This window comes from Novosphingobium sp. EMRT-2 (assembly GCF_005145025.1).
Classification (GTDB): Bacteria; Pseudomonadota; Alphaproteobacteria; order Sphingomonadales; family Sphingomonadaceae; genus Novosphingobium.
This window is the reverse complement of sequence record NZ_CP039697.1, coordinates 83,828-104,111: the sequence shown is the minus strand read 5'-3', so window position 1 is coordinate 104,111 and position 20,284 is coordinate 83,828. Positions and strand designations below refer to the sequence as shown.

General features: G+C 67.7%; 14 protein-coding genes. 12 read left to right on the top strand and 2 right to left on the bottom strand.

What is annotated here, in order from left to right; genetic code table 11:
• The first annotated feature begins 42 nt into the window (after positions 1-42).
• Together FA702_RS18680 and FA702_RS18675 are read left to right on the top strand one after the other, a co-directional pair.
• Positions 43-2,823, top strand: a complete 2,781-nt coding sequence (locus tag FA702_RS18680; protein WP_136957637.1) for a TonB-dependent receptor — start codon at positions 43-45, stop codon at positions 2,821-2,823.
• Between the two features lie 11 nt (positions 2,824-2,834).
• Complete coding sequence (locus tag FA702_RS18675) at positions 2,835-4,091, top strand: histidine-type phosphatase (RefSeq protein WP_255504882.1); 1,257 nt, start codon at positions 2,835-2,837, stop codon at positions 4,089-4,091.
• A gap of 52 nt (positions 4,092-4,143) precedes the next feature.
• Here the strand turns inward: FA702_RS18675 and FA702_RS18670 are convergent, their stop codons facing one another.
• Positions 4,144-4,917, bottom strand: a complete 774-nt coding sequence (locus FA702_RS18670) for an SDR family oxidoreductase (RefSeq protein WP_136957636.1) — start codon at positions 4,915-4,917, stop codon at positions 4,144-4,146.
• A gap of 112 nt (positions 4,918-5,029) precedes the next feature.
• On the opposite strand from FA702_RS18670, the gene FA702_RS18665 reads away from it, so the two are divergent.
• The 10 genes from FA702_RS18665 to FA702_RS18620 all read left to right on the top strand — a co-directional run bounded on the left by FA702_RS18665 (position 5,030) and on the right by FA702_RS18620 (position 19,261).
• Positions 5,030-5,935 (top strand): LysR family transcriptional regulator, encoded by a 906-nt coding sequence (locus FA702_RS18665; RefSeq protein ID WP_136957635.1) that lies wholly within the window; start codon positions 5,030-5,032, stop codon positions 5,933-5,935.
• A 78-nt stretch (positions 5,936-6,013) separates the two neighbouring features.
• Complete coding sequence (locus tag FA702_RS18660; protein WP_136957634.1) at positions 6,014-6,697, top strand: response regulator transcription factor; 684 nt, start codon at positions 6,014-6,016, stop codon at positions 6,695-6,697.
• Positions 6,694-8,064 carry a HAMP domain-containing sensor histidine kinase gene (locus tag FA702_RS18655; RefSeq protein WP_255504881.1) on the top strand — a complete coding sequence of 457 codons (1,371 nt, stop codon included), beginning with the start codon at positions 6,694-6,696 and terminating at the stop codon, positions 8,062-8,064. The genes FA702_RS18660 and FA702_RS18655 overlap by 4 nt, the downstream gene beginning before the upstream one ends.
• Positions 8,065-8,207: 143 nt before the next feature.
• Positions 8,208-8,909, top strand: a complete 702-nt coding sequence (locus FA702_RS18650) for a phosphatase PAP2 family protein (RefSeq protein WP_136957633.1) — start codon at positions 8,208-8,210, stop codon at positions 8,907-8,909.
• Between the two features lie 48 nt (positions 8,910-8,957).
• Positions 8,958-10,133: a TonB-dependent receptor plug domain-containing protein gene (locus FA702_RS18645; protein WP_136957632.1), complete on the top strand. Its 1,176-nt coding sequence runs from the start codon at positions 8,958-8,960 to the stop codon at positions 10,131-10,133.
• Positions 10,134-10,668: 535 nt separating this feature from the next.
• Entirely contained in the window at positions 10,669-12,198 is a 1,530-nt protein-coding gene (gene ltrA / locus FA702_RS18640) for a group II intron reverse transcriptase/maturase (RefSeq protein WP_210417560.1), read from the top strand.
• 79 nt (positions 12,199-12,277) lie between these two features.
• Positions 12,278-13,621: a TonB-dependent receptor domain-containing protein gene (locus tag FA702_RS18635; protein WP_370385542.1), complete on the top strand. Its 1,344-nt coding sequence runs from the start codon at positions 12,278-12,280 to the stop codon at positions 13,619-13,621.
• A 143-nt stretch (positions 13,622-13,764) separates the two neighbouring features.
• Positions 13,765-15,192, top strand: coding sequence for a TolC family protein (locus FA702_RS18630; protein ID WP_136957630.1), 1,428 nt, complete (start codon positions 13,765-13,767; stop codon positions 15,190-15,192).
• Positions 15,189-16,172: a hypothetical protein gene (locus tag FA702_RS18625; protein WP_136957629.1), complete on the top strand. Its 984-nt coding sequence runs from the start codon at positions 15,189-15,191 to the stop codon at positions 16,170-16,172. Before FA702_RS18630 ends, FA702_RS18625 begins: the two co-directional genes overlap by 4 nt.
• Positions 16,173-16,174: 2 nt before the next feature.
• The gene (locus FA702_RS18620) at positions 16,175-19,261 is read left to right on the top strand and encodes an efflux RND transporter permease subunit (RefSeq protein WP_136957628.1); all 3,087 of its coding nucleotides are present in this window, start codon (positions 16,175-16,177) and stop codon (positions 19,259-19,261) included.
• Position 19,262: 1 nt separating this feature from the next.
• Here the strand turns inward: FA702_RS18620 and FA702_RS18615 are convergent, their stop codons facing one another.
• Positions 19,263-20,255, bottom strand: coding sequence for a DUF2891 domain-containing protein (locus FA702_RS18615; protein ID WP_136957627.1), 993 nt, complete (start codon positions 20,253-20,255; stop codon positions 19,263-19,265).
• Between the last annotated feature and the right edge of the window lie 29 nt (positions 20,256-20,284).

Here is a 20,284-nt window from a genome sequence, read left to right as displayed (position 1 = left end):
ACCCCGAACCCGCCTTTTCCGGGCGTTCATGGGGGTCTTTCAATGCTGCCGAAGTTTCGTCAGGTTTCCGCCTTCGCATTCGTCGCGGCCGGTCTCGTCGCGTTTCCCGCGCTGGCACAGGCGGTCACCTTCGACGTGCCCGCGCAGGACGTGGGCAGTGCCGTCCGCCAGATCGCCCGGCAGGCCAACGTGCAGATCGTGGTTTCGGGTAGCGTCGCGCGCGGCCGCCACACCCGTGCGATCGCGGGGCGGATGACCGTGGAACAGGCGCTGGCGCACATGCTGGCCGATACCGGGCTGACCGCGCGCAGCACCGGCGAGGGCATCTACGTGATCGTGGCGGGCCGCTATGGCGAGGCGGCGCCCGCGGTGCCGGGGGAGCCCGGCGCGGGCGATAGCAGCCCGCAGCCCGAAATCATCGTCACCGGCGTGCGCGCGGCGCAGCGCGAGGCCGCCGCCGAAAAGCAGGCGGCGACCAACACGATCGAAACGCTCCACGCCAACGATGTGGGCAAACTGCCCGACCAGAACGTCGCCGAAGCGATCAAGCGCCTGCCCGGCCTGTCCGTCGCCAACGACCAGGGCGAAGGCCGCTACGCGATCATCCGTGGCATCGATCCGGGCCTGCTCAACGTCACGCTCAACGGCCAGACGTTGCCCGCGCCCGAACCGGACGGCCGCCAGGTGAAGCTGGACGACCTGCCCTCGGCGATGATCCAGTCGGTCGCGGTCACCAAGTCGCTGCTGCCGAGCCAGGACGCCAACGCCATCGCCGGCGAAGTGGCGATCCGCACGCGCACCGGCTTCGACAGCAAGAAGCCGTTCTTCCTCGATGGGCGCGCCTCGGTCGGCCGATACGATCTCAACGGCAAGTCACCCTACGAAATCGACGGCACCGTGGGCGGCCGCTTCGGCACCGGCGAACAGTTCGGCGCGATTGTGTCGGTCAACTATTCGCGCCGACCGATCGAAAGCGAGAACTTCCAGGGCTCGACCAACTACAACGCCGCGGGCGTGCCCGATGGCAACGGCCTGCGCGATTACAACCTCACCCGCACGCGGCTTGGCGTGGTCGGCAACTTCGACTGGCGGCCGAGCAGCGACGTGAAGCTCTACCTCAAGACGAGCTATTCGAAGTTCGAGGACCATGAGACGCGCGACCAGAACCGTCTTGCCGTCACCGCCTATAACCCTACGCTGAAAGGCACCGGCACGATCCTGGTGCGGCACCGCGAGGAGAACGACAACACCAAGTCGGCGACGCTGGGCGGCGAGTTTTCCAACCTCGGCGGCGGCACACTGGAACTGTCGGCCAACTGGACCAAGGCGGTGAAGACCGACCCGATCCGCAGCGAGTTCACCTTCACCACCAAGAAGGGCGCACTGACGCTCACCTACGACCCGTCGACCGAACCCTACACGCTGGTGCCGACGACAGCGGCTTTCACCGACCCTTCGCTGACCTTCAGCAAGGTCAACTTCGAGACCCGCCACGCCTACGAGGAACTGTGGCAGGGCCGCGCCGACTACACGCATCCGCTGGCGCTGGGAGACGATTCCTCGATCAAGATCGGCTTCAAGGTGCTCGACCGGCACAAGGCGGACGACCGCGACCGCACCAACTACACCGCGGGCAGCACCCCCTGGACGATCGGCAACGTCGCCGCCACCGAGGACACCAGCTTCTACGGCAGCCAGTTCACGTTCGGCAACCGCATCGACTACGACGCGGCGCGGGCCTATTTCCTCGCCAATCCCGCCGTGGGCAAGGTCGATGCGGCCGGTTCGCTTTCCGCGACGCTCGCTTCGGACTATGATGTGCGCGAGCAGATCATTGCCGGCTATGCCATGGCCACGCTGCGCATCGGCGCGCTGACGCTGGTGCCCGGCGTGCGCGTGGAACACACGCGGGATCGGACCAAGGCCAAGATCGTCAACGCCGCATCAACGCTTAACGATGGCTTCAACAGCTTCGGCGCAAAGAGCTATACCGATGCCTTCCCCGGCCTGAACGCGCGCATCGACGCGGCGCGCAACCTGGTGCTGCGCGGGGCCGTTACCACCTCGATCGGGCGGCCCAACTACAGCACGCTGGCGCCGTTCGTCAGCGTGGACACCTCGAACCCGGCGCTGGCCGCGATCGCGCTGGGCAACCCCGATCTCAAGCCCTACCGGGCGCGCAACTATGATCTCTCGATAGAATACTACCCCACCGCCGGCGCGATCTTTTCGGCCGGCTTCTTCCACAAGAACATCGACAACCCGATCTATTCGGCCTTCCGCCAGGGCAGCAACATCACCGCCGGCGGCGTCACCTATGCAGCGGCGACGGTGACGCAGCCGGTCAACACCGACCGCGAGACGGTGAGCGGCGTGGAGTTCAACCTCCAGACGCAGTTCACCGGCCTGCCCGGCTTCCTCGGCGGCTTCGGCGTTTCGGCCAACTACACCCACGTCTGGGGCCATGCCACGGCCAACGCCATCCGCCCCGGCGCCATCCCGCTGGGCTACCAATCGCGCGACCTCGGCAACGTGCAACTGTTCTTCGAAAAGTACGGCCTCTCGGCGCGGCTCGCCTTCAACTACCGCTCGGCCTATCTCGATACGCTGGGCGGCAGCGCCGCCACCGACCAGTACACCGACGCCAACGGCCAGCTCGATCTTCATGTCAGCTACCAGGTCGTGCCGCAGGTGACCGTGTTCGGCGATGCGATCAACCTTACCGACGCGCCTTGGCGGCGCTATATCGGCAGCAAGCCCTACCTCGTCGAGCGCGAGCATTATGGCGCGCAACTGCGCGGTGGCGTGCAGGTCCACTTCTGATGAGGCGTTCGATGGCGTTGAAGCGCGTGGTTCTGGCGATGGGCGCGGGCGCGGCCCTTGCCCTCGCGTTAGCCCCGATGGTCGAGGCAGCGCCGCGCCGGCACGCGCATCGCGCGCCCGCTGCCGCGCCGCTGGTGGTGGACCGGGTGGTACTGGTCATGCGCCACGGCGTGCGTCCGCCCACCAAGACCCCGGCGATGCCCGCCGATGTCACGCCCGAACGCTGGCCCGACTGGCCGGTCCAGCCCGGCTGGTTGACTCCGCACGGCGCGCTTGCGGTTTCGCGTCTCGGGGCTTGGGACGGAGCCCGGCTTCGCACCGAAGGCCTGATGCCGGCGCACGGCTGCCCGCAGCCCGCCGCCGTCCGCATCGTCGCCGACAGCGACCAGCGCACGATAGCCACGGCGCAAAGCTGGAGCGACGCGTTGGCGCCCGGATGCGCGCTATCGATCGATCACAGACCGCAGGATGAACCGGACCCGCGCTTCAACGCGATCGAAGCCGGCCTTTCACCCTACGATTCCACGCAAGCGGACGCCGCCGTGCGGGCCGCTACCGCTCCCGATGGTATCGGCGCAATCGCCGCCGCCCACCGCCCCCTGCTGGCCCGCCTGGACGCGATCCTGTGCGGCGCGCGCCGGGCGGGCTGTGGCGTATCCGCGCAACCGACCGCGCTGGTGCCGGCAAAGGCCAATGGACGCCCCAAACTGTCCGGCGCGCTCGACCGGGCATCGACGGCCGCGCAGATCCTGCTGCTCGAATATGCCGAAGGCAAGCCGCTGGCCCAGGTTGGCTGGGGCCGTGCCAGCGCCGCCGACATCGGCCGCCTTTCCGCCTTCCACGCGCTCGAATTCCGCCTGCTCGCCCGTCCCCACTATGTCGCGCTGACCAATTTCGCCGGGCTGGCGCCGATCGTGCGCGAAGGTCTGACCGGCGAAACCCGTGTCACGATGATCGCCGGGCATGATACCAATGTCGCCAATCTCGGCGGGCTGCTGGACGTCCACTGGCAGGCGCCCGGGCTTGCCGCCGACGATCCCTCGCCCGGCGGCGCACTGGTGCTCGAGCGGTTGCGCGCGGCCGATGGCGCGCTGTTCGTGCGCGTGCGCTATCGCACGCAATCGCTTTCCCAGATCCGCAGCGCCGCCACCCTGACCGCAGCCTCGCCCCCGTCCGCGCCGGTCCTCCCGATCGCGGGCTGCGAAGCGCGCGGGATCAAGGGCTTGTGCCCGCTCGATCAGTTCCTGAAGCGGATCGAGGGGCAATAAAGGATCGGTCCGCAAGCCGGGCAGGCAAGACCCGGCTTGCGGACCGGTTGCGCTACTTGGTGGTGTAGCCCCCGTTTACCAGGATGGTCTGTCCGGTCATCCACCAGCCGTCCGATACCAGAAAGCGGATGTGCGGCACGATGTCGCGGATGTCGGTAAGGCCGGTATCGGTGAACGGGGAAAGCGCGGCCGCGCTCTTGTGATAGGCCTGCGCATCGGCGCTTTCCTGGCCGTAGAAGAACGGCGTGTCCATCGGGCCGGGGCCGACTGCGTTGACCGAAATGCCGCGTTCGCCAAATTCCTTGGCCGCCGCGCGGGTGAAGTGTTCGACCGGCGCCTTGGTGCCCGCATAGGTCGAATAGAACGGCGTGAACGCGCCGAGCAGCGAGGTGACCAGCGTAACGATCTTGCCGTGATCGTTGAGCGTGCGGCCCGCTTCCTTGATGAAGAAGAACGCGGACTTGGCGTTGATCGCGCTCATCGCGTCGTATTCCGCCTCGCTGATTTCGAGCACCGGCTTCTTCAGCACCTTGCCGACGGTGTTGATCGCGATGTCGGGCCGGCCGAACGCCGCGACGGCGTCCGCGAACAGCTTTTCGACCGCGCCCGCCGTCGTCAGATCGGCCTGGATGGCCAGCGCTTGCGCGCCGGCCGCCTCAATCGCGGCCACGGTTTCGCGCGCGGCACTGGCGGTCTCCGCGCTGTTGTAATGGACAACGATCGCCCGCGCGCCCTGCGCGGCAAGATCACGGGCAATAAGGCCACCCAGGTTCTTGCCGCCTCCCGCGATGATGGCCGTTTTTCCCTTGATCGAATGATCCGTCATTCTGGTCTCCCACGTCAAATGTGCTCATGCGTGATGCATGGCCCTGTGATACTTGCGGAAATTGTGGGATAAAGCTTGTAATCCTGGCATTATTAGCCAGAATTAACGAACAATGGATCGCGTCGATCTCTTCCGCATCTTCACGCGCGTGGCCGAGGCCGGCAGCTTCACGCACGCCGCGCACACTCTGGGCCTGCCACGCTCCTCGGTTTCGGCGGCCGTTCAGGAGCTTGAGGCCCGGCTCGGCACGCGCCTGCTCAACCGGACGACACGGCGCGTCGCACTGACCTCCGATGGCGAAGCGCTCTACGCCCGCGCACAGAATCTTCTTGCCGATTTCGAGGAGACCGAGGGGCTGTTCCGCCAGGCCGGCGCGACACCGTCCGGGCGCATCCGCGTCGATCTGCCGGGGCGCGTGGGCCGACTGATCGTGGCACCGGCGCTGCCCGGATTTCTGGCCGCCTATCCCGACATCGACATCGAACTCGGCGTGCGCGACCGTGCGGTGGATCTGGTGGAAGACGGCATCGATTGCGCGCTGCGCGTGGGGCCACTCGCCGATTCCGGCCTGATCGCGCGGCGGCTGGGCGAGCTGGAACTCATCAACGTCGCCAGCCCCGGCTATCTTGCCACGCATGGCACACCTGACACCCCGGCGGATCTCGACCGGCACTGGACCGTGGCTTACGCCTCCCCCACCACCGGACGGGTAGAGCCGTGGGAGTGGATCGATAACGGGCAGGTCCTGACCCGTTCCCTGCGCGCCCGGCTGACCGTCAACAGCGCCGAAGCGCTGATCGCCGGCGCGCTGGCCGGTCTCGGGCTGATCCAAATCCCCGCCTATGACGTGGCGGATCATATCGCCGGCGGGAAGCTGATCGCAGTGCTGCCGGATCATCGGGCCGAACCGTTGCCAGTCTCTCTGGTCTATCCCCACCGCCGTCAGCTTTCCCACCGGCTGCGCGCCTTCCTCGACTGGCTCGTGCCCGTGCTGGAACAGGGCTTGCGGTTGCGCTGACACGCGCCTGATTTCGCCACTCCGTCTCACAACAGTCACATCTCCATCGCAAAAGCCTTCCGGAAACAGGAGGCGGCCGTGCGTGTGCTGGTGGTGGAAGACGATGCCGTGATTGCCGACCACATCACGGCCTGCCTGGGCACGCTGGGCTACCGGCCCGAACGGGTCGCCTCGGGCGAGGACGCGCTCGCGGCGGTCGAGCGCCAGCGCTTTTCGGGCATGGTTCTCGACCGGTTGCTGCCGGGCATGAGCGGGATTGAGGTGCTGGCGCGGCTGCGCGCTGAACGCAGGCTGCCGCCGGTGGTCATGCTCAGCGCGCTCGGCACGGTGAAGGACCGCATCGAAGGCCTCGCCGCCGGCGCCGACGACTATCTGGCCAAGCCGTTCGACATGGACGAACTGGTGGCCCGCCTCAACGCCGTGACCCGTCGCGCCGCGCCGACGCCCCCTTCCGACACCGGGCTGGCGGTCGGCAGGCTGAAGCTGGACCCCAGCAGCCATTCGGTGCTGTTTCTCGACCGCACCATCGAACTCAACCGCAAGCAGTTCTCGCTCCTTGCCCACCTGATGCGCTGCGCCGACCGGCTGGTGACGCGCGGAATGTTGCTCGAAAGCGTTTGGGGCTATGCCTTCACGCCCACCACCAACATCGTGGAAAGCAACATGAGCCGGTTGCGCGCGCGGCTGGAGGAACTGGGCTGCGACCCGATCGACACGCTGCGCGGCTCGGGATACGTGCTGCGTTCGGAGCGGTGCCGGTGACCGCGTCGGCCGCCCGGCGCGCACCTGGGCCGGGGCGGCTCGCCATCCAGTTCGGCGTGGCGTTCGCACTGGCCATGCTCGCCATGGGCGTGATCGTTTTCCTGGTGGCCGAGGAACGGATCGCCCAGCGCATCGACGATGCCTTGCAGGTTCACGTAGCCAAGTTCCTGCGCCCCGTTGCCACGGGGCCGGCAACCGATGCCGATGTCATCGCCCGCATCCAGGAATGGCAGCGGCGCAAGATGCTGAGCGAGAGGACCTACCTGTTCTACGATGCCACCGGCCGGCTCATGGCGGGAAGGCTGGACCTGGCCGCGCCGCAACCGGGCTATTCGGACGTCACCTTCATGGGCGGCGGCAGGAAGCCCCAGAAAGGGCGCGCGCTCGCCACGCGACGGCCCGATGGCAGCCTGTTCGTGGTGGTGCAGCACAGCGAGGCAGCCGCAAGCCTGCGCGCCCTGCTCCCTTCCGTGGTTGCCGCGATCTTCGTGTCCGCGCTGCTGGTGGGGCTTGCCGCCACGATCCTGTTCGCGCGCCTGACCGCCCGGCGTCTGGCGGAAACGCAGGCGGCGGCCGACGCCATCGCGCAGGGCGACCTCACCCGTCGCATTCCATCCGACCGGCTTGACGGAATGTTCGCGGTGCAGGCGGAAAGCCTGAACCGGATGCTCGACCGGATGGAGGACATGGTGAACACCCAACGCCAGTTCTCCAGCCATCTCGCGCATGACCTGCGCACGCCGCTGACGCGGCTGCGCGGGTTGCTGACAGCGGAAACGGCGGAGGCCGACCGCGCGCACCTGCTCGAACGCGCCGAACGCGAATGCGCCTCGATTATCGCGATCTTCGATGCCTTGCTCCGGCTGGCCGAGATAGAGACGGGGCGCCACCCGTCTGCCGTGCGCGACCTGCCGCTACGCGACATGCTGGAAGACATCGCCGAAACGATGGAGCCGGTCATCGCCGATGCCGGCTGCGCGCTGGAACTCGGCCGGCTCGAACCGGTGCGCGTGCGTGGGGACGCGGACCTGTTCAACCAGATGATCGTCAACCTGCTGGAAAACGTGGTCACGCACACGCCCGCCGGGACGCGCGCGACGCTGTCGCTGGAACAGGCTGGCGAATCCGCCCTGATCGCGATCGATGACGACGGACCGGGCCTGGCCGAAGGCGAGCGCGATCGCGTGCTGCTGCCATTCGAGCGGGGCAAGGGGTCCGGGCTGCGCCGGGGCAGCGGGCTGGGCCTCGCGATCGCCCGCGCGATCGTGCGGTTCCATCAGGGGTCGCTGGAACTGGCGGACAACGCGCCCGGCCTCAAGGTCCGCATCCGCCTGCCCGCCCTGCCTGACGCGGTCCCGGCCGCCTGAACGCTACATTCTAAATTTGCAATGTTGACGGTTTTGTGGCGCGCGACTCGCGGCCTGTCACCTTTCCGTCATGGACCCCGCCTAGCGCCCCTCTCGTGACCTGTGGTCTGATCCGGACCGGGGCGCGACGAGGGAACATTCCAATGCCAGCCACCAGGCACGTTCTGGCTGCTTTCGCGGCCTGTCTTCTTGCACCCTGCGCCCCCGCCAGCGCGGAACCGGAGGCGACGCATTACCTCGACCCATCGGCCTTCGTGCCCGAACGCCTGCTGCCCCCACCCCCGGCGGCGGGATCGGCGCGCGAGACGCGCGAACTGGACGAGGTGCGCCGGATCATCGCGGCGGCCAGCCCCGAACGGCTCGAACAGGCGCGCTGGGACGGCGCGCACGAAAACGCTTCCGCCTTTAACGCGGTGGTCGGCCGCGATCTCGCCACGCTGCCGCAAACGGCCGCACTGCTCGGCATCGTGACCGAGGAGACCGAGGGCGCGGTGGTCGTGGCGAAGGATCACTTCGCCCGCCTGCGCCCCTATGGCGCCGATCCGGCCCTGCCGCATTGCGGCAAGAAGGACGCGACAGCAGCGCCGCGATCCTATCCCAGCGGCCATGCCAGCATCGGCTATGCGCTGGCCTGGACGCTGGTGCGCCTGATGCCGGACCGCGCGCCCGCGATCCTTGCCCGTGCGGACGACTATGCGATGAGCCGCGCGGTCTGCGGCGTCCACTACCTGTCCGATCTCGAAGCCGGCCATGTCGTCGGCACGCTCGTCGCCGAACGTCTTCTGGCGGACCCCCGGCTTGCCGCGCGCATCGCCGCCGCACGCACCGAACTTTCCACGCACTGACCGCGCCAGCGGCCGATCCGTTCCTTTCTTCCGAACCATGAGGGCATCATGACCAAGACCTACCACCGCGCCGCGCTTCTGGCCGCGACGAGCCTGCTCACCGCCACGCTGCCGGCCGCGGCCCGTGCTGCTGAAACCGCCGCCGAAACCGCCGACGCCGACGCAGCGGCCGCCAGCGCGGCGGAGGACGAGCAGTCCACCAGCGCCAACCAGGCCGGGCAGGCCAACGACCGCCAGTCGCTGACCTCCTCCGACATCATCGTAATCGGCTCGAAAGCGGCGGAGGCCGCGCAGATCACCGCCTCGTTGACGACCACGCAGCCGCAGGCCGCTGTGGGCCGCGAATACATCGACAGCACCGTTTCCCCGACGGCGGACTTCAATCAGCTGATCGCGATCACCCCCAGCGTCTCGATCAGCGGCAGCAGCAACGGTGCCGGCTTCAGCGAGACCAAGGCGACGATCCGCGGTTTCCAGGATGGCGACTACAACGTCACCTATGATTCGATCCCGTTTGCCGACACCAACAACCCCACCCACCATTCGACCGCGTTCTTCCCTTCGACCACGATCGAGACGGTGGTGGTCGATCGCGGCCCGGGCAACGCCAGCCAGCTCGGCCAGGCGACCTATGGCGGCAACATCAACATGTATTCGCGCGCGGTGAAGGACCAGATGGGCGGGCAGGTCGAAGGACTGATCGGCAACTGGAACACGTTCATCGGCCGTGCCGAGTTCCAGTCGGGCGCGATCGACAAGCTGGGCGGCGCCAAGTTCATGCTGGGCGGCCAGTATCTCCAGTCCGACGGCGCGCTGACCTATTCACCGGTCCAGTCGAAGAACCTGTTCGCTAAGGCGGTGGTCCCGATCGGCTCCTCGAACACGCTGACGCTGCTGTCGACCTGGAACCGCAACTACTACTACCAGTCCGACGTGCTGAAGGGCGCGACCTGTGGCACCGGCGGCACAGCCTTGCCGGCCGGAACCCAGCTTACCGCCGACAACTGCACGGCCACCTCGCAGATCGGCCAATATGGCCGGAACTATGGCCTCGGCAACGATCCCACCAAGCAGGACTACTGGAAGTACAACCGCACCGACAAAACGACGGACTTCTCGTACAGTGCGCCTCGTCCCGGATGGTCCGGGGTGCATATGACTGGAATGCAAAGGAGAAAGGAGGAATTGAACGAATGCCTTGCCCTCTGCTGTGAGGGGGCATGAGCCCAAGCGGCGGTGACCTGCCGTCAACTGGCAGGGTGACGTAGCCCGCAGGTAAAGGGGATTGAGGCGAAGCCGTTACGCCGAGATGGTCCCCGAGGCTGTAGCGCTGGAAGGTTGAGGAACACGAACCGGTTAATCCGCATCCGAGGGCTGAAATGTCGCCTTCGCCTACACGGCTTAACAGGCGGAATGCTGATGATGGCGCCGGAGACGTATGTCGGCGGCATCCGAATGCGGGCGTATATGTAGGTCGCCCGCATGGAGCCATGGAGAGAATGCAGCCAGGCCATGGCATCGGCATCGACTTGCGGGACGCAAGGACAAGGACTGCGACCGGCAGCCTCCCCAGCGCGCGAAAGTCCAGCATATGAACGAGGGAAGGCATGATGGAATGCCAAGGGAGTTGGCCCCGATGTCCACCATGCTGGCGGAGTCCCCGTAGTAGTCCGCGACAGGGAAAGCCTGTCACATGGCGAAGGGGGACAGTTCAATCAGCTTGAAGTGCAAACTACCTGACCAAACGAGGTGAAGACCTTTGATAATCAGCGAAATGCAGCACAAGCTCGCGACGTGGGCCGAGAGCGACCAGAACCGCAAGTTCGATCGCCTTCTCCGGCTCATTGCCGATCGGGCGTGGCTTGCCGAGGCGGCTCGGATCGTGCTGGCGTCGAGTGGCGCCAATACGCCGGGCATCGACGGAATGGACAAGCAACGGATGCAGGCCGGATTGGCAGAACAGCTGGCCAGTCTGCGAACGGACTTGCTGACGGGGAGTTATCACCCGCAGCCGGTCAGGCGAATCTATATCCCGAAAGCCAATGGCAAGAAACGACCACTGGGTATCCCGACCCTGCAGGACCGCATCGTCCAGCGCGCGATGCTGATGGCCATGGAGCCGATCTGGGAAAGCGACTTCCATCGCCTCTCCTACGGCTTCAGGCCGGAACGCAGCGTGCATCACGCTGTCCGGACCGTGAAGATACAGTTGCAGGATAGTGGTGCCGGAACGCGGGGCCGCTGGATCATCGAAGGTGATCTGGCGAGCTACTTCGATACGGTCCACCACCGGCTTCTGCTTCGCTGCGTTCGGCGGCGAATCCGGGATGATCGGTTTGTTGATCTGCTCTGGCGATTCCTGAAGGCTGGCCACATCGACCGTGGCCTGTTCGTCGCCTCAAGCGAAGGTGTACCGCAAGGCGGCGTGCTATCGCCGCTCCTGTCCAACATCATGCTCCATGAGTTTGATGCGTGGCTGGAGGCGAAATACCTGAGCGACAAGGCGCGAAAGGATCGCTGGGCATGGAACTTCGGCATCCAGCAGGGGCGCCCCATCACGGTTCGCGAGAACCGGCAATGGAAACCTGCTGTCGCCTACTGCCGTTACGCCGATGACTTCGTTGTCATCGTCAAGGGCACCAAGGCACATGCCGAGGCCATCCGCGAGGAATGCCGGGCCTTTCTGGAAGACGACCTGAAGCTGACGTTGAATATGGACAAGAGCCATATCACTCACGTCGACGACGGGTTCGTGTTCCTCGGGCACCGGATTATCCGCAGGCGGGGATCGAGCGGACGCATGTCCGTGGTCTCGACGATACCCAAGGAGAAGGCCAAGACCTTTGCTCGCCGATTGGTCGAGGTACTCTCCGGCAATCATGAGGTTGCCGCGGTGGACATGATCGACGGCCTGAACCGCCAGCTGGCGGGGTGGGCTGCGTTCTACAGGTTCACCGACTTCACGGCGCGCACATTCCGGCGCATCGACACCGTCGTGTTCTGGAAAATGGCGCACTGGTTGGCGCAGAAGTACCGGTCCCGTATCAAGCCTTTGATGCGTAAATGGTACCGCATGCCGGAAACCGGCCAATCGAAAACGTGGCTGGTCTACGGTCGAAGCAATCAGGGCAATGCCGTCGGCAAGGCACTGCGACGACTGGTCACAAGCCAGAAGATGCAGTTCCGGTGGCGGAATCCGGAGCGAAATCCCTACATCTATCGGGACGAGCTTCGAAACACCGTCACCTCCCGCTATCATGATGTCGCCATGGCCTTGGGCCAAGGTTGAATAGAGAGCCGTATGCGCTGAAAGGTGCACGTACGGTTCGGGGAGGGGAAGCGCTTATGCGCTTCCTACTCCACTCCGCCTGCAGAGCAACCTGGGCGGCGGCTTCTCGATGGACAACCGCGCCTACATGTACGGGTACACCAACAACACGCTTTCGGGGAACACCGGCAGCGTGGTGACCGGCTTCTCGGGTGCGAGCACGGCTACCTCGCCCTACAAGGCCGTCACCGCGCCGTCTGCGGCGACCGATATTCTCGGCTACGACAAGCTCAACAAGTACCGGGTGCTGGGCTACATCGGCCAGATCAACTACGACTTCTCGATGGGCAAGATCCGCGTCGGCGGCTGGTTCGAGCATGCCGCCACCGATCGCCATCTGCTTGACCTGGACCGGACCACGGGCCTTCCGAGCTACAACGAGAAGTTCGCCGACGGCACGGCCGCCAAGGCTAGCCTGCCGCCGATCTCGATTGCCAATGTCGGCTATCTCCAGCATTCCGACTGGAACCAGTACCAGCTGTTCGGCGAGTTCGAGTTCCGCCCGTTCGAGGGGCTGGCGATTACGCCGGGCGTGAAGTACGTCCACTTCAACCGCTCGATCAATGCCAGCGTCAACCAGAAGTCGCGCACGCCGATCGACACGTCGGCGACCTGGACCAAGGTACTGCCCTTCGCCACGGTCAACTGGATGGTGCGCTCGAACTGGTCGTTCTATGGCCAGTACGCGCAAGGCATGTACGTGCCCGACCTGTCGAGCTTCTACACCGCGTCCGACACGGCGACCAACCAGGCCATCCAGCAACAGAACCTCGCCGCGCTGAAGCCGCAGACCTCTACCAACTATCAGGTCGGCACCGTCTGGCACGGCGAGAAGGTCTCGGTTGATGTCGATGGCTATATCATCGACGTGAACAACAAGATCGCCAGCGACACCTCCGCCGGCGCGCCAACCAACGCGCTCGTGAACATCGGGCAGGTCCGCTACAAGGGCGTGGAAGGCCAGGTCAGCGTGATGCCGGTGCGCGGGCTGACGCTGTTCGCCAACGGATCGTACAACTACGCCCACAGCGTGACCACCGGCGCGCAGGTGGCCAAGGCGCCGTTCTCGACGGCGGCCGCCGGCTTCTTCTACAACCACAACGGCCTGCGCGTTTCGTTCACGCAGAAGTACACCGGCCCGCAATACGCCAGCGAATACAGCGGCACGGGGCCACGCAACTACCGCATCAAGCCCTATAGCGTCGGCGATTTCGCGATCAGCCAGGAAATCGGCTCGCGTTTCCGCATCGGCGTGAACGTTTCCAACGTGTTCAACAACCGCGCGATCACGGCGATCTCCAACGGCAAGAGCTATGGCGTGGACGATCAGTTCAACTTCCTGCCGCCGCGCTCGTTCCTGCTCGATGTGCGCGTGAAGTACTGACGGCGCGCGCCGCCTGTGGCGGTGGCCGGTATCCTCACGCCGGTCACCGCCGCCCCGTTCATTAAACTCCTGTCATCATCGTGTTCTGGCCTTTCCCGCGTTCGACGGCCCGGTTACGCTTTCAGATATTGGGGGACGGGCACATGGGACGCGATCGTCAAGCCGGGTGCCGGCTCCATCGCCGGGCGCTGCCGCTGTTGCTGGCGGGGATAGGCGGCTGCACGCATGTCGCGCCCGCGCCGGTCCATCTCGAGGCGCGCATCGCCAGCCAGACGACGCGCGCGTTCGATGCGCCGGCGGCGGAGCGCGACGCGGTGCTGCTCGCGCCCGGCGCACAAGCCGGCCGTATCGATCGCCTCACGCTGTTCGCAGCCCTGCTCGCCTCCGATCCGCGCGTGGCCGAGGCGCGCGCGGCGCTGCAAACCGCGCGGCGCGACGCGCGCAGCGCGCGCAAGGTGGGATCGCCCACGCTGACGCTGAGCAGCGAATACGCCAACGACCCGTCGACGTCCTCGCCATGGCTGCTGGGCGGCGGGGTGGACCTGCCGCTCGACATCGGCGGCCGGCGCGGCGCGCGGCTGGCGCGGGCGGACCTTGGCGTGGTTGCGGCGCGCTATGATCTGGCCGAGGTGGCGTGGGCCGACCGCATGGCGCTGGTGCGCGCGACGGCGGATCACCTGATCGCGCGCCGGCAGGCGGAACTCGGCGCGGCCATCGTCGCCATGCGTGACCGGCAACTGGCGGTGCTGGAACAGCGCGCGGCACGGGGCGAGATCGCCGGACTGGACCTTTTCCCCTATCGCGCGCAGCGCGCGCAGGCGGCGCGGGCGCTGGAAGACGAGCAGCGGCGCGCGCAACAGGCGCGCATCGCGATGGCGGGCGTGCTGGGTCTGTCCGCAACCGCGCTCGACGGCGTTGATGTCGCATGGGACGGTTTCGACGCCGCGCCCGCCGACACGCCGTTGCCGCCGCCCGCCGCCATCGCCCGCGCCGTGGCCGGCCGCGCCGACGTACTCAAGACCATCGTCGCCTACGATCAGGCCGAGGCCGATCTGCGCGGCGAGCTGGCGCGCCAGTATCCCGCCGTCAGCCTGGGGCCGGGTTACACCTGGGAGCGCGGGCTGGTGAAGCTGCCCTTCGCGATCAACCTGACGGTGCCGTCGTTCGATCTCAACCGCGCCGCGATCCGCGCGGCCGAAGCGCGCCGCGCACAGGCCGGAGCGGCGATCGAAACCGCGCTCGCACAGGCACAGGCCGCGATCGCGAGCGCCCGGGCGGAACGGGCGGCGGCGGGAGCAGCGCTCGATCGCGTGCGCCGCGCCGAATTGCCGCAGACCGAAGCCGTGGCCCGGCGCGCCGATGCTCAGCTTGCCAAGGGCGCGGTCGGTCGTGCGGACTGGGCCGGCGCGCAGATCGCGGCGCTGGAAGCGCGCCTCGCCGAAATCGACGCGCTTGCGCGCCTTCGAGCGGCAGACGCCGCGCTGGAAGACGCCCTGCGGCAGCCGCTGGAAGGACCGGAAACCATGATCGATCGCAAGCGCCTCGTCGCCATGCTGGAGAAGCAGCTATGAGGCGGCTGGCCATGGCGGGATTGGTGCTGGGCGGCATGGGCGCGGGCGTGCTGGGCACCCTGCTTGCGGTTTCGCGCATGGATGCGAATGCCGAGGCCGGCGATTCCGACCCTCCCGTATCGACTGCCGGCGCGGGACTGCATCTGGACGCCGGGGCGCAGGCGCGCGCCGGGATCAGGCTTGGCGCGCCCATGCCGGCTACGCAGCGCTCGGAAACGGCCGGCTATGCCCGCGCGATTGACCTCACCGCGCTTTCGGCGATTGCCGCCGAAGTGACCGCCGCGACGGCCGCCGCCGATGCGTCGGGACACGAGGCGGCGCGGCTGGCCAGCCTGGCCAGCGCCGACCAGGGCGCGTCGCAACGCGATGTGGAAGCCGCCCGTTCGCAGGCCATCGCCGACCGGGCGCGGCTGGGCGCGGCCTGCCAGCGGATCGGGCTGGAGTTCGGCGCGGGCCTTACCCGGCTGGGTTGCCGGAGCGTGCCCGCGCTGGCGCGCGACGCGGCGGCGGGCAGCGTCGCCGTCCTGCGCATCGATTTCCCCGACGGCGTTGTTCCGGCCGGCTCCGCGATCACGATCGATGCCGGCGACCAGCAGATCGGTGTCCGGGCGCTTGGCCCCGCCGCGATGGGCGACACGCAATTGCAGACGGCCGGCACGCTCGCGCTGCTCCGTGGCGCTGCCGTGGCCCGCGCGGGCGTGGGGCGCATCCTGGCGGCGCATCGCACGGGTGCCGGAACACAGGGTGGATACCTGATCCCGCGCGAAGCGCTGGTGCGGGTGGACGGCGCGCTCTGCGCGTACCGCATGGCCGGGCGCGACGGCTTCGAGCGCGTGACCCTGCAAGGCGCGGTCCCGCGCCGCGAAGGCTGGTTCGTTCCCGCCGCCGCGCTGCGCGCGAACGATCGCATCGTCGTGTCGGGCGCGGGCACCTTGCTGGGCCTTGAACACACCGCCCCGACCGACGGGGGCGACGAATAGCGATGCTGTCGTTTATCGTCCGTCAGTCGCTGCGCCATGCCTCGACCGTGCTGGTGCTCGCGCTGGTCCTGCTCGGGCTCGGCGCGATGCGGATGGTTGGCGCCGCCTACGACGTGTTTCCGGAGTTCGTGCCGCCGCAGGCCAGCATCCAGACCGAAGCGCCGGGCTATACGCCGCGGCAGGTCGAAATGCTCATCACCCGGCCGCTGGAAGCGGTCATCAACGGCGCCAACGGCGTGGAGACGGTCCGTTCGGAATCGATCCAGGGCTTGTCGGTCATCGACGTGACGTTCCACGAAGGCGTCGATCCTTATCGCGCGCGGCAGCAGGTGTCCGAAGCGCTGGCCGATGCCATTCCACAATTGCCCGCCGGGTCCGACACGCCGCGCATAACGCCACTGACCTCCTCGACCATGGACCTGCTCAAGATCGGCTTCACCAGCGATCGCCTGAGCCCCATGGCGCTGCGCGATCTGGTCGAGTGGACAGTCCGCCAGCGCCTGCTCGCCGCGCCGGGCGTGGCGCGCGCGAACGTGTTCGGCGGCGAACAGCGCCGGATCGAGGTGCGAGCCGATCCCGCGCGTCTGCTCGCCCGCAGCCTGACGTTCGCCGATCTTGCCGCCGCCGTCGACCGCGCCATCCACGTCAACGGCGGCGGCTTTGCCGACACGCCCAGCCAGCGCATCCTGATCGATCCCGGCCCCAGCGCGATGACCGCGCGCCAGATCGCGGACTCCGTGCTCTCCACGGGCAGCGGCGGAACCGTGCGGGTCGGCGATGTCGCGCAAGTGATCGATGCCGCCGCGCCCCGGCAGGGCGACGCGCTGATCATGGGGCGTCCCGGCGTGCTGATGACGCTGTCGAGCCAGTATGGCGCGAACACCTTGCAGACCACGCGCAATCTGGAAGCGGCGCTGGCCGAAGTCACGCCCGCGCTGACGGCCGTCGGGGTGCAGATCATGCCGGCGATGCACCGGCCCGCCAACTTCATCGAAAGCGCGCTGGGCGGGATCGAACGCGATCTGGTGGTCGGGGCGCTGATGATCGCGCTGGTGCTGATGCTGATCCTGCGCGATTGGCGCGTCACGCTGATCGCCTTCGTCTCGATCCCCCTTTCGCTGCTGGCGGCGCTGGTCACGCTCGATGCAATGGGCCAGACGATCAACACGATGACACTGGGCGGCCTTGCCGTGGCGCTGGGCGTGGTGATCGACGATGCCATCGTCGATATCGAGAACATCGTGCGCCGTCTGCGCGGCGTGCCCGACGGTGCCGACCGGCGCGCGATCATCGAGGCCGCTTCGATCGAGGTGCGCGCGCCCGTGGTCTATGCCACGTTCGTGCTGGCGCTGACCATGGTTCCGGTGATCCTGTTGACCGGCCTGCAGGGCGCGTTCTTCGCACCGCTCGGCCTCGCGTTCCTGCTGGCAACGATGGCGTCGCTGCTGGTCGCGCTGACGGTCACGCCGGCGCTGGCGCTGCTGTTCCTGCACGGGCACGAGCCGCGCCCGGAACCGATATTCCTGCACCACTTCAAGCAAGCGCACGAAAGCGTTGTCGGGCGGCTGATACAAAGGCCGGCGGGCGCGGCGCTGGCGATCGGGCTGATCGGCCTGACCGCGCTGGCCGGCGCGCTCTCGTTCGGGGCGGAACTGCTGCCCTCGTTCCGCGAGCGGCATTACGTGCTCCAGGTCAGCGGGCCGGCCGGCGCCTCGTTCGACTGGATGCGCGCCACGGGCGAGCGGATTTCGCGGGGGCTGCTGGCCATCCCCGAAGTGCTGAGCGTCGAGGAACAAATGGGCCGCGCCGAAGCGGGCGAGGATACCTGGCCCCCGCACCGGGGCGAGTTCCACGTCCGCCTGAAGCCGGACGTCGATGGCACGGGAGAGGACCGCGCGCTCGCAAAGATGCGCAAGATCCTGTCCGATACCCCCGCGCTCCAGAGCGAGGTGACGACGTTCCTGGGCGATCGCATCAGCGAATCGCTTTCGGGCGAGACGGCGGCCGTTTCGATCAGCGTCCACGGCGCCGATCTCGATACGCTGGATCGCGTCGCCGCGGCGATAGCGGCGCAGTTGCGCGCCTTGCCGACGGCGGCCGACGTCCGCGTGAAGACCGATCCCGGCACGCCGATGCTAGGAGTCACGCTCGATCCCGCGCGCATGGCGCTGCGCGGGGTGAGCGCGGCCGATGCGGGCGATGCCATCCGCGCCACCTTCGCGGGGCAGCCGGCGGGTGTCGTGGCGCTGCCGGATCGCACGGTCGATGTCGCGGTCACCGTTCCCGAAGACCAGCGCCGCGATCCGGAAGCGCTGGGGCAGACGCTGGTGCGCACGACCAGCGGCGGCGCCGTGCGGCTGGCGGACATCGCCACGATCGCGCTCGGCACCGAACGCCTGTCGATCGCGCACGAGGGCGGGCAGCGCCGGCAGGTCGTGACGGCCAACGTCACCGATGGCGACGTCTCCGGCCTCGTCTCCACCGCCAAGGCGCGGATCGCGCGCAACGTCCATCTGCCCCCCGGCGTGTTTCTGTCCTGGGCCGGCGCGGCGGAAGGGCAGGCCAAGGCGGCGCGGCAGCTGGGCAGCCATGTCCTGTTCACCGCCGTGGCGATGGTGATTCTGCTGGTCGTGGCCTTCGGCGGCCTGCGCCCCGCCCTGCTCATCCTGGCCGGGATGCCGCTGGCGATGGCCGGTGGTGTGCTGGCGGTGGCGCTGACCGGCGGCGTGATCTCGCTCGGCTCGCTGGTCGGGTTCATCACCCTGTTCGGCATCTCAGCGCGCAACGCGATCCTGCTGGTCGCGCATGTCGACGAACTCGTCGCTCGCGATGGCTTGCCCTGGACGATCGAGACCGTGCTGCGCGCCACGCGCGAACGGGTGACGCCGATCGTCCTCACCGCACTCGTCACCGCGTTCGCGCTGGCGCCGCTGGCATGGGAAAGCGGGCAATCCGGGCGCGAGGTTCAGGGACCGATGGCGCTTGTCATTCTGGGCGGACTGGCGACCTCGCTGGTGCTATCGCTGCTGCTGTTGCCGGCGCTGATCTGGCGCTGGCGATACGGCCCCGAAAAGCGGCCCGCCACCTGAGCTAATCGCCGACCAGCGCCAGCAGGGCGAATGTCGCCAGCCAGTGCTCGCCCATGTAGTCGCCGGCGACGTGCGGCAGGCTGGCAGCCAGATGGTCGTCGATGGCCCGCGCGATCAGCGGCTCCAGCGGATGCGGCGCCAGCGCCGCGCCGATCGCGCGCCAGCACCACGCGCGGCTGAGATTCAGCCCGTCCAGATGCGCGATCTTGCCGTCGCTGCGGTCCGATACCCGCGCGGGCGTGAACAGCGTGGCGGGCTGGCCTTGTTCCGCGCGCGGCAGGAACGCGGCGAACCAGGCCGCGAAGGCATCGGGGTCGAGCACCCGGCTCATCAGCAGCGCTTCGGCCAGCGCGGGCGAGAGAAACTCGTCCCCGGCCGGTTCCCAGGCCTGGCAATCGCTATCGGCCAGGAACCAGTCGCCCGCACGCGCCTCGATCAGCGCGCGCAGAGCCGGGTCGTGCGCCTTCGCCCAGCGGTGCGCGAGCGTGAGCGCGAAGCTGATGTTGAAGTGCGTGCCCACGCGGATGGGGTAGGTCAGCTTGGGCAGAAACGCATGGAAGCGAGTAGCGAACGCGCGCGCCAGCGGCTCCACGGCAGCGGCCCAGGGCCCATCGTGTCGCGCCAGTTCGCCGTGCAGCGCCAGCAGCCACGCCCAGCCATAGGGCCGCTCGAACCCCGCCGCACCGGGCCGCTGGAGATAGGCCAGTTCGCCGGTGACCTTTTCCGGCACCAGCATCACACCGGCGCGCGCGCGGACTTCGGCGGCTTCCGGCATGGCGGGATAGAGCCGCGCCAGCCGCATCACCTGCCACCAGCCGTGGACGCAGCTGTGCCAGTCGAAACTGCCGTGGAAGATCGGGTGATGCTCGGCCGGGGGCCGGGCGTCCTCCGGCCCGTTCAGGACGAGATCCATCTTGAACGGGTATGGCCGGCCCAGATGGCCCAGCGTGAGCCGGACGAAACCGGCGGCGGTATCCTGCGTCAGCGTGGTCATGCGCTACCAGCCCTAACGCAAGACCACAC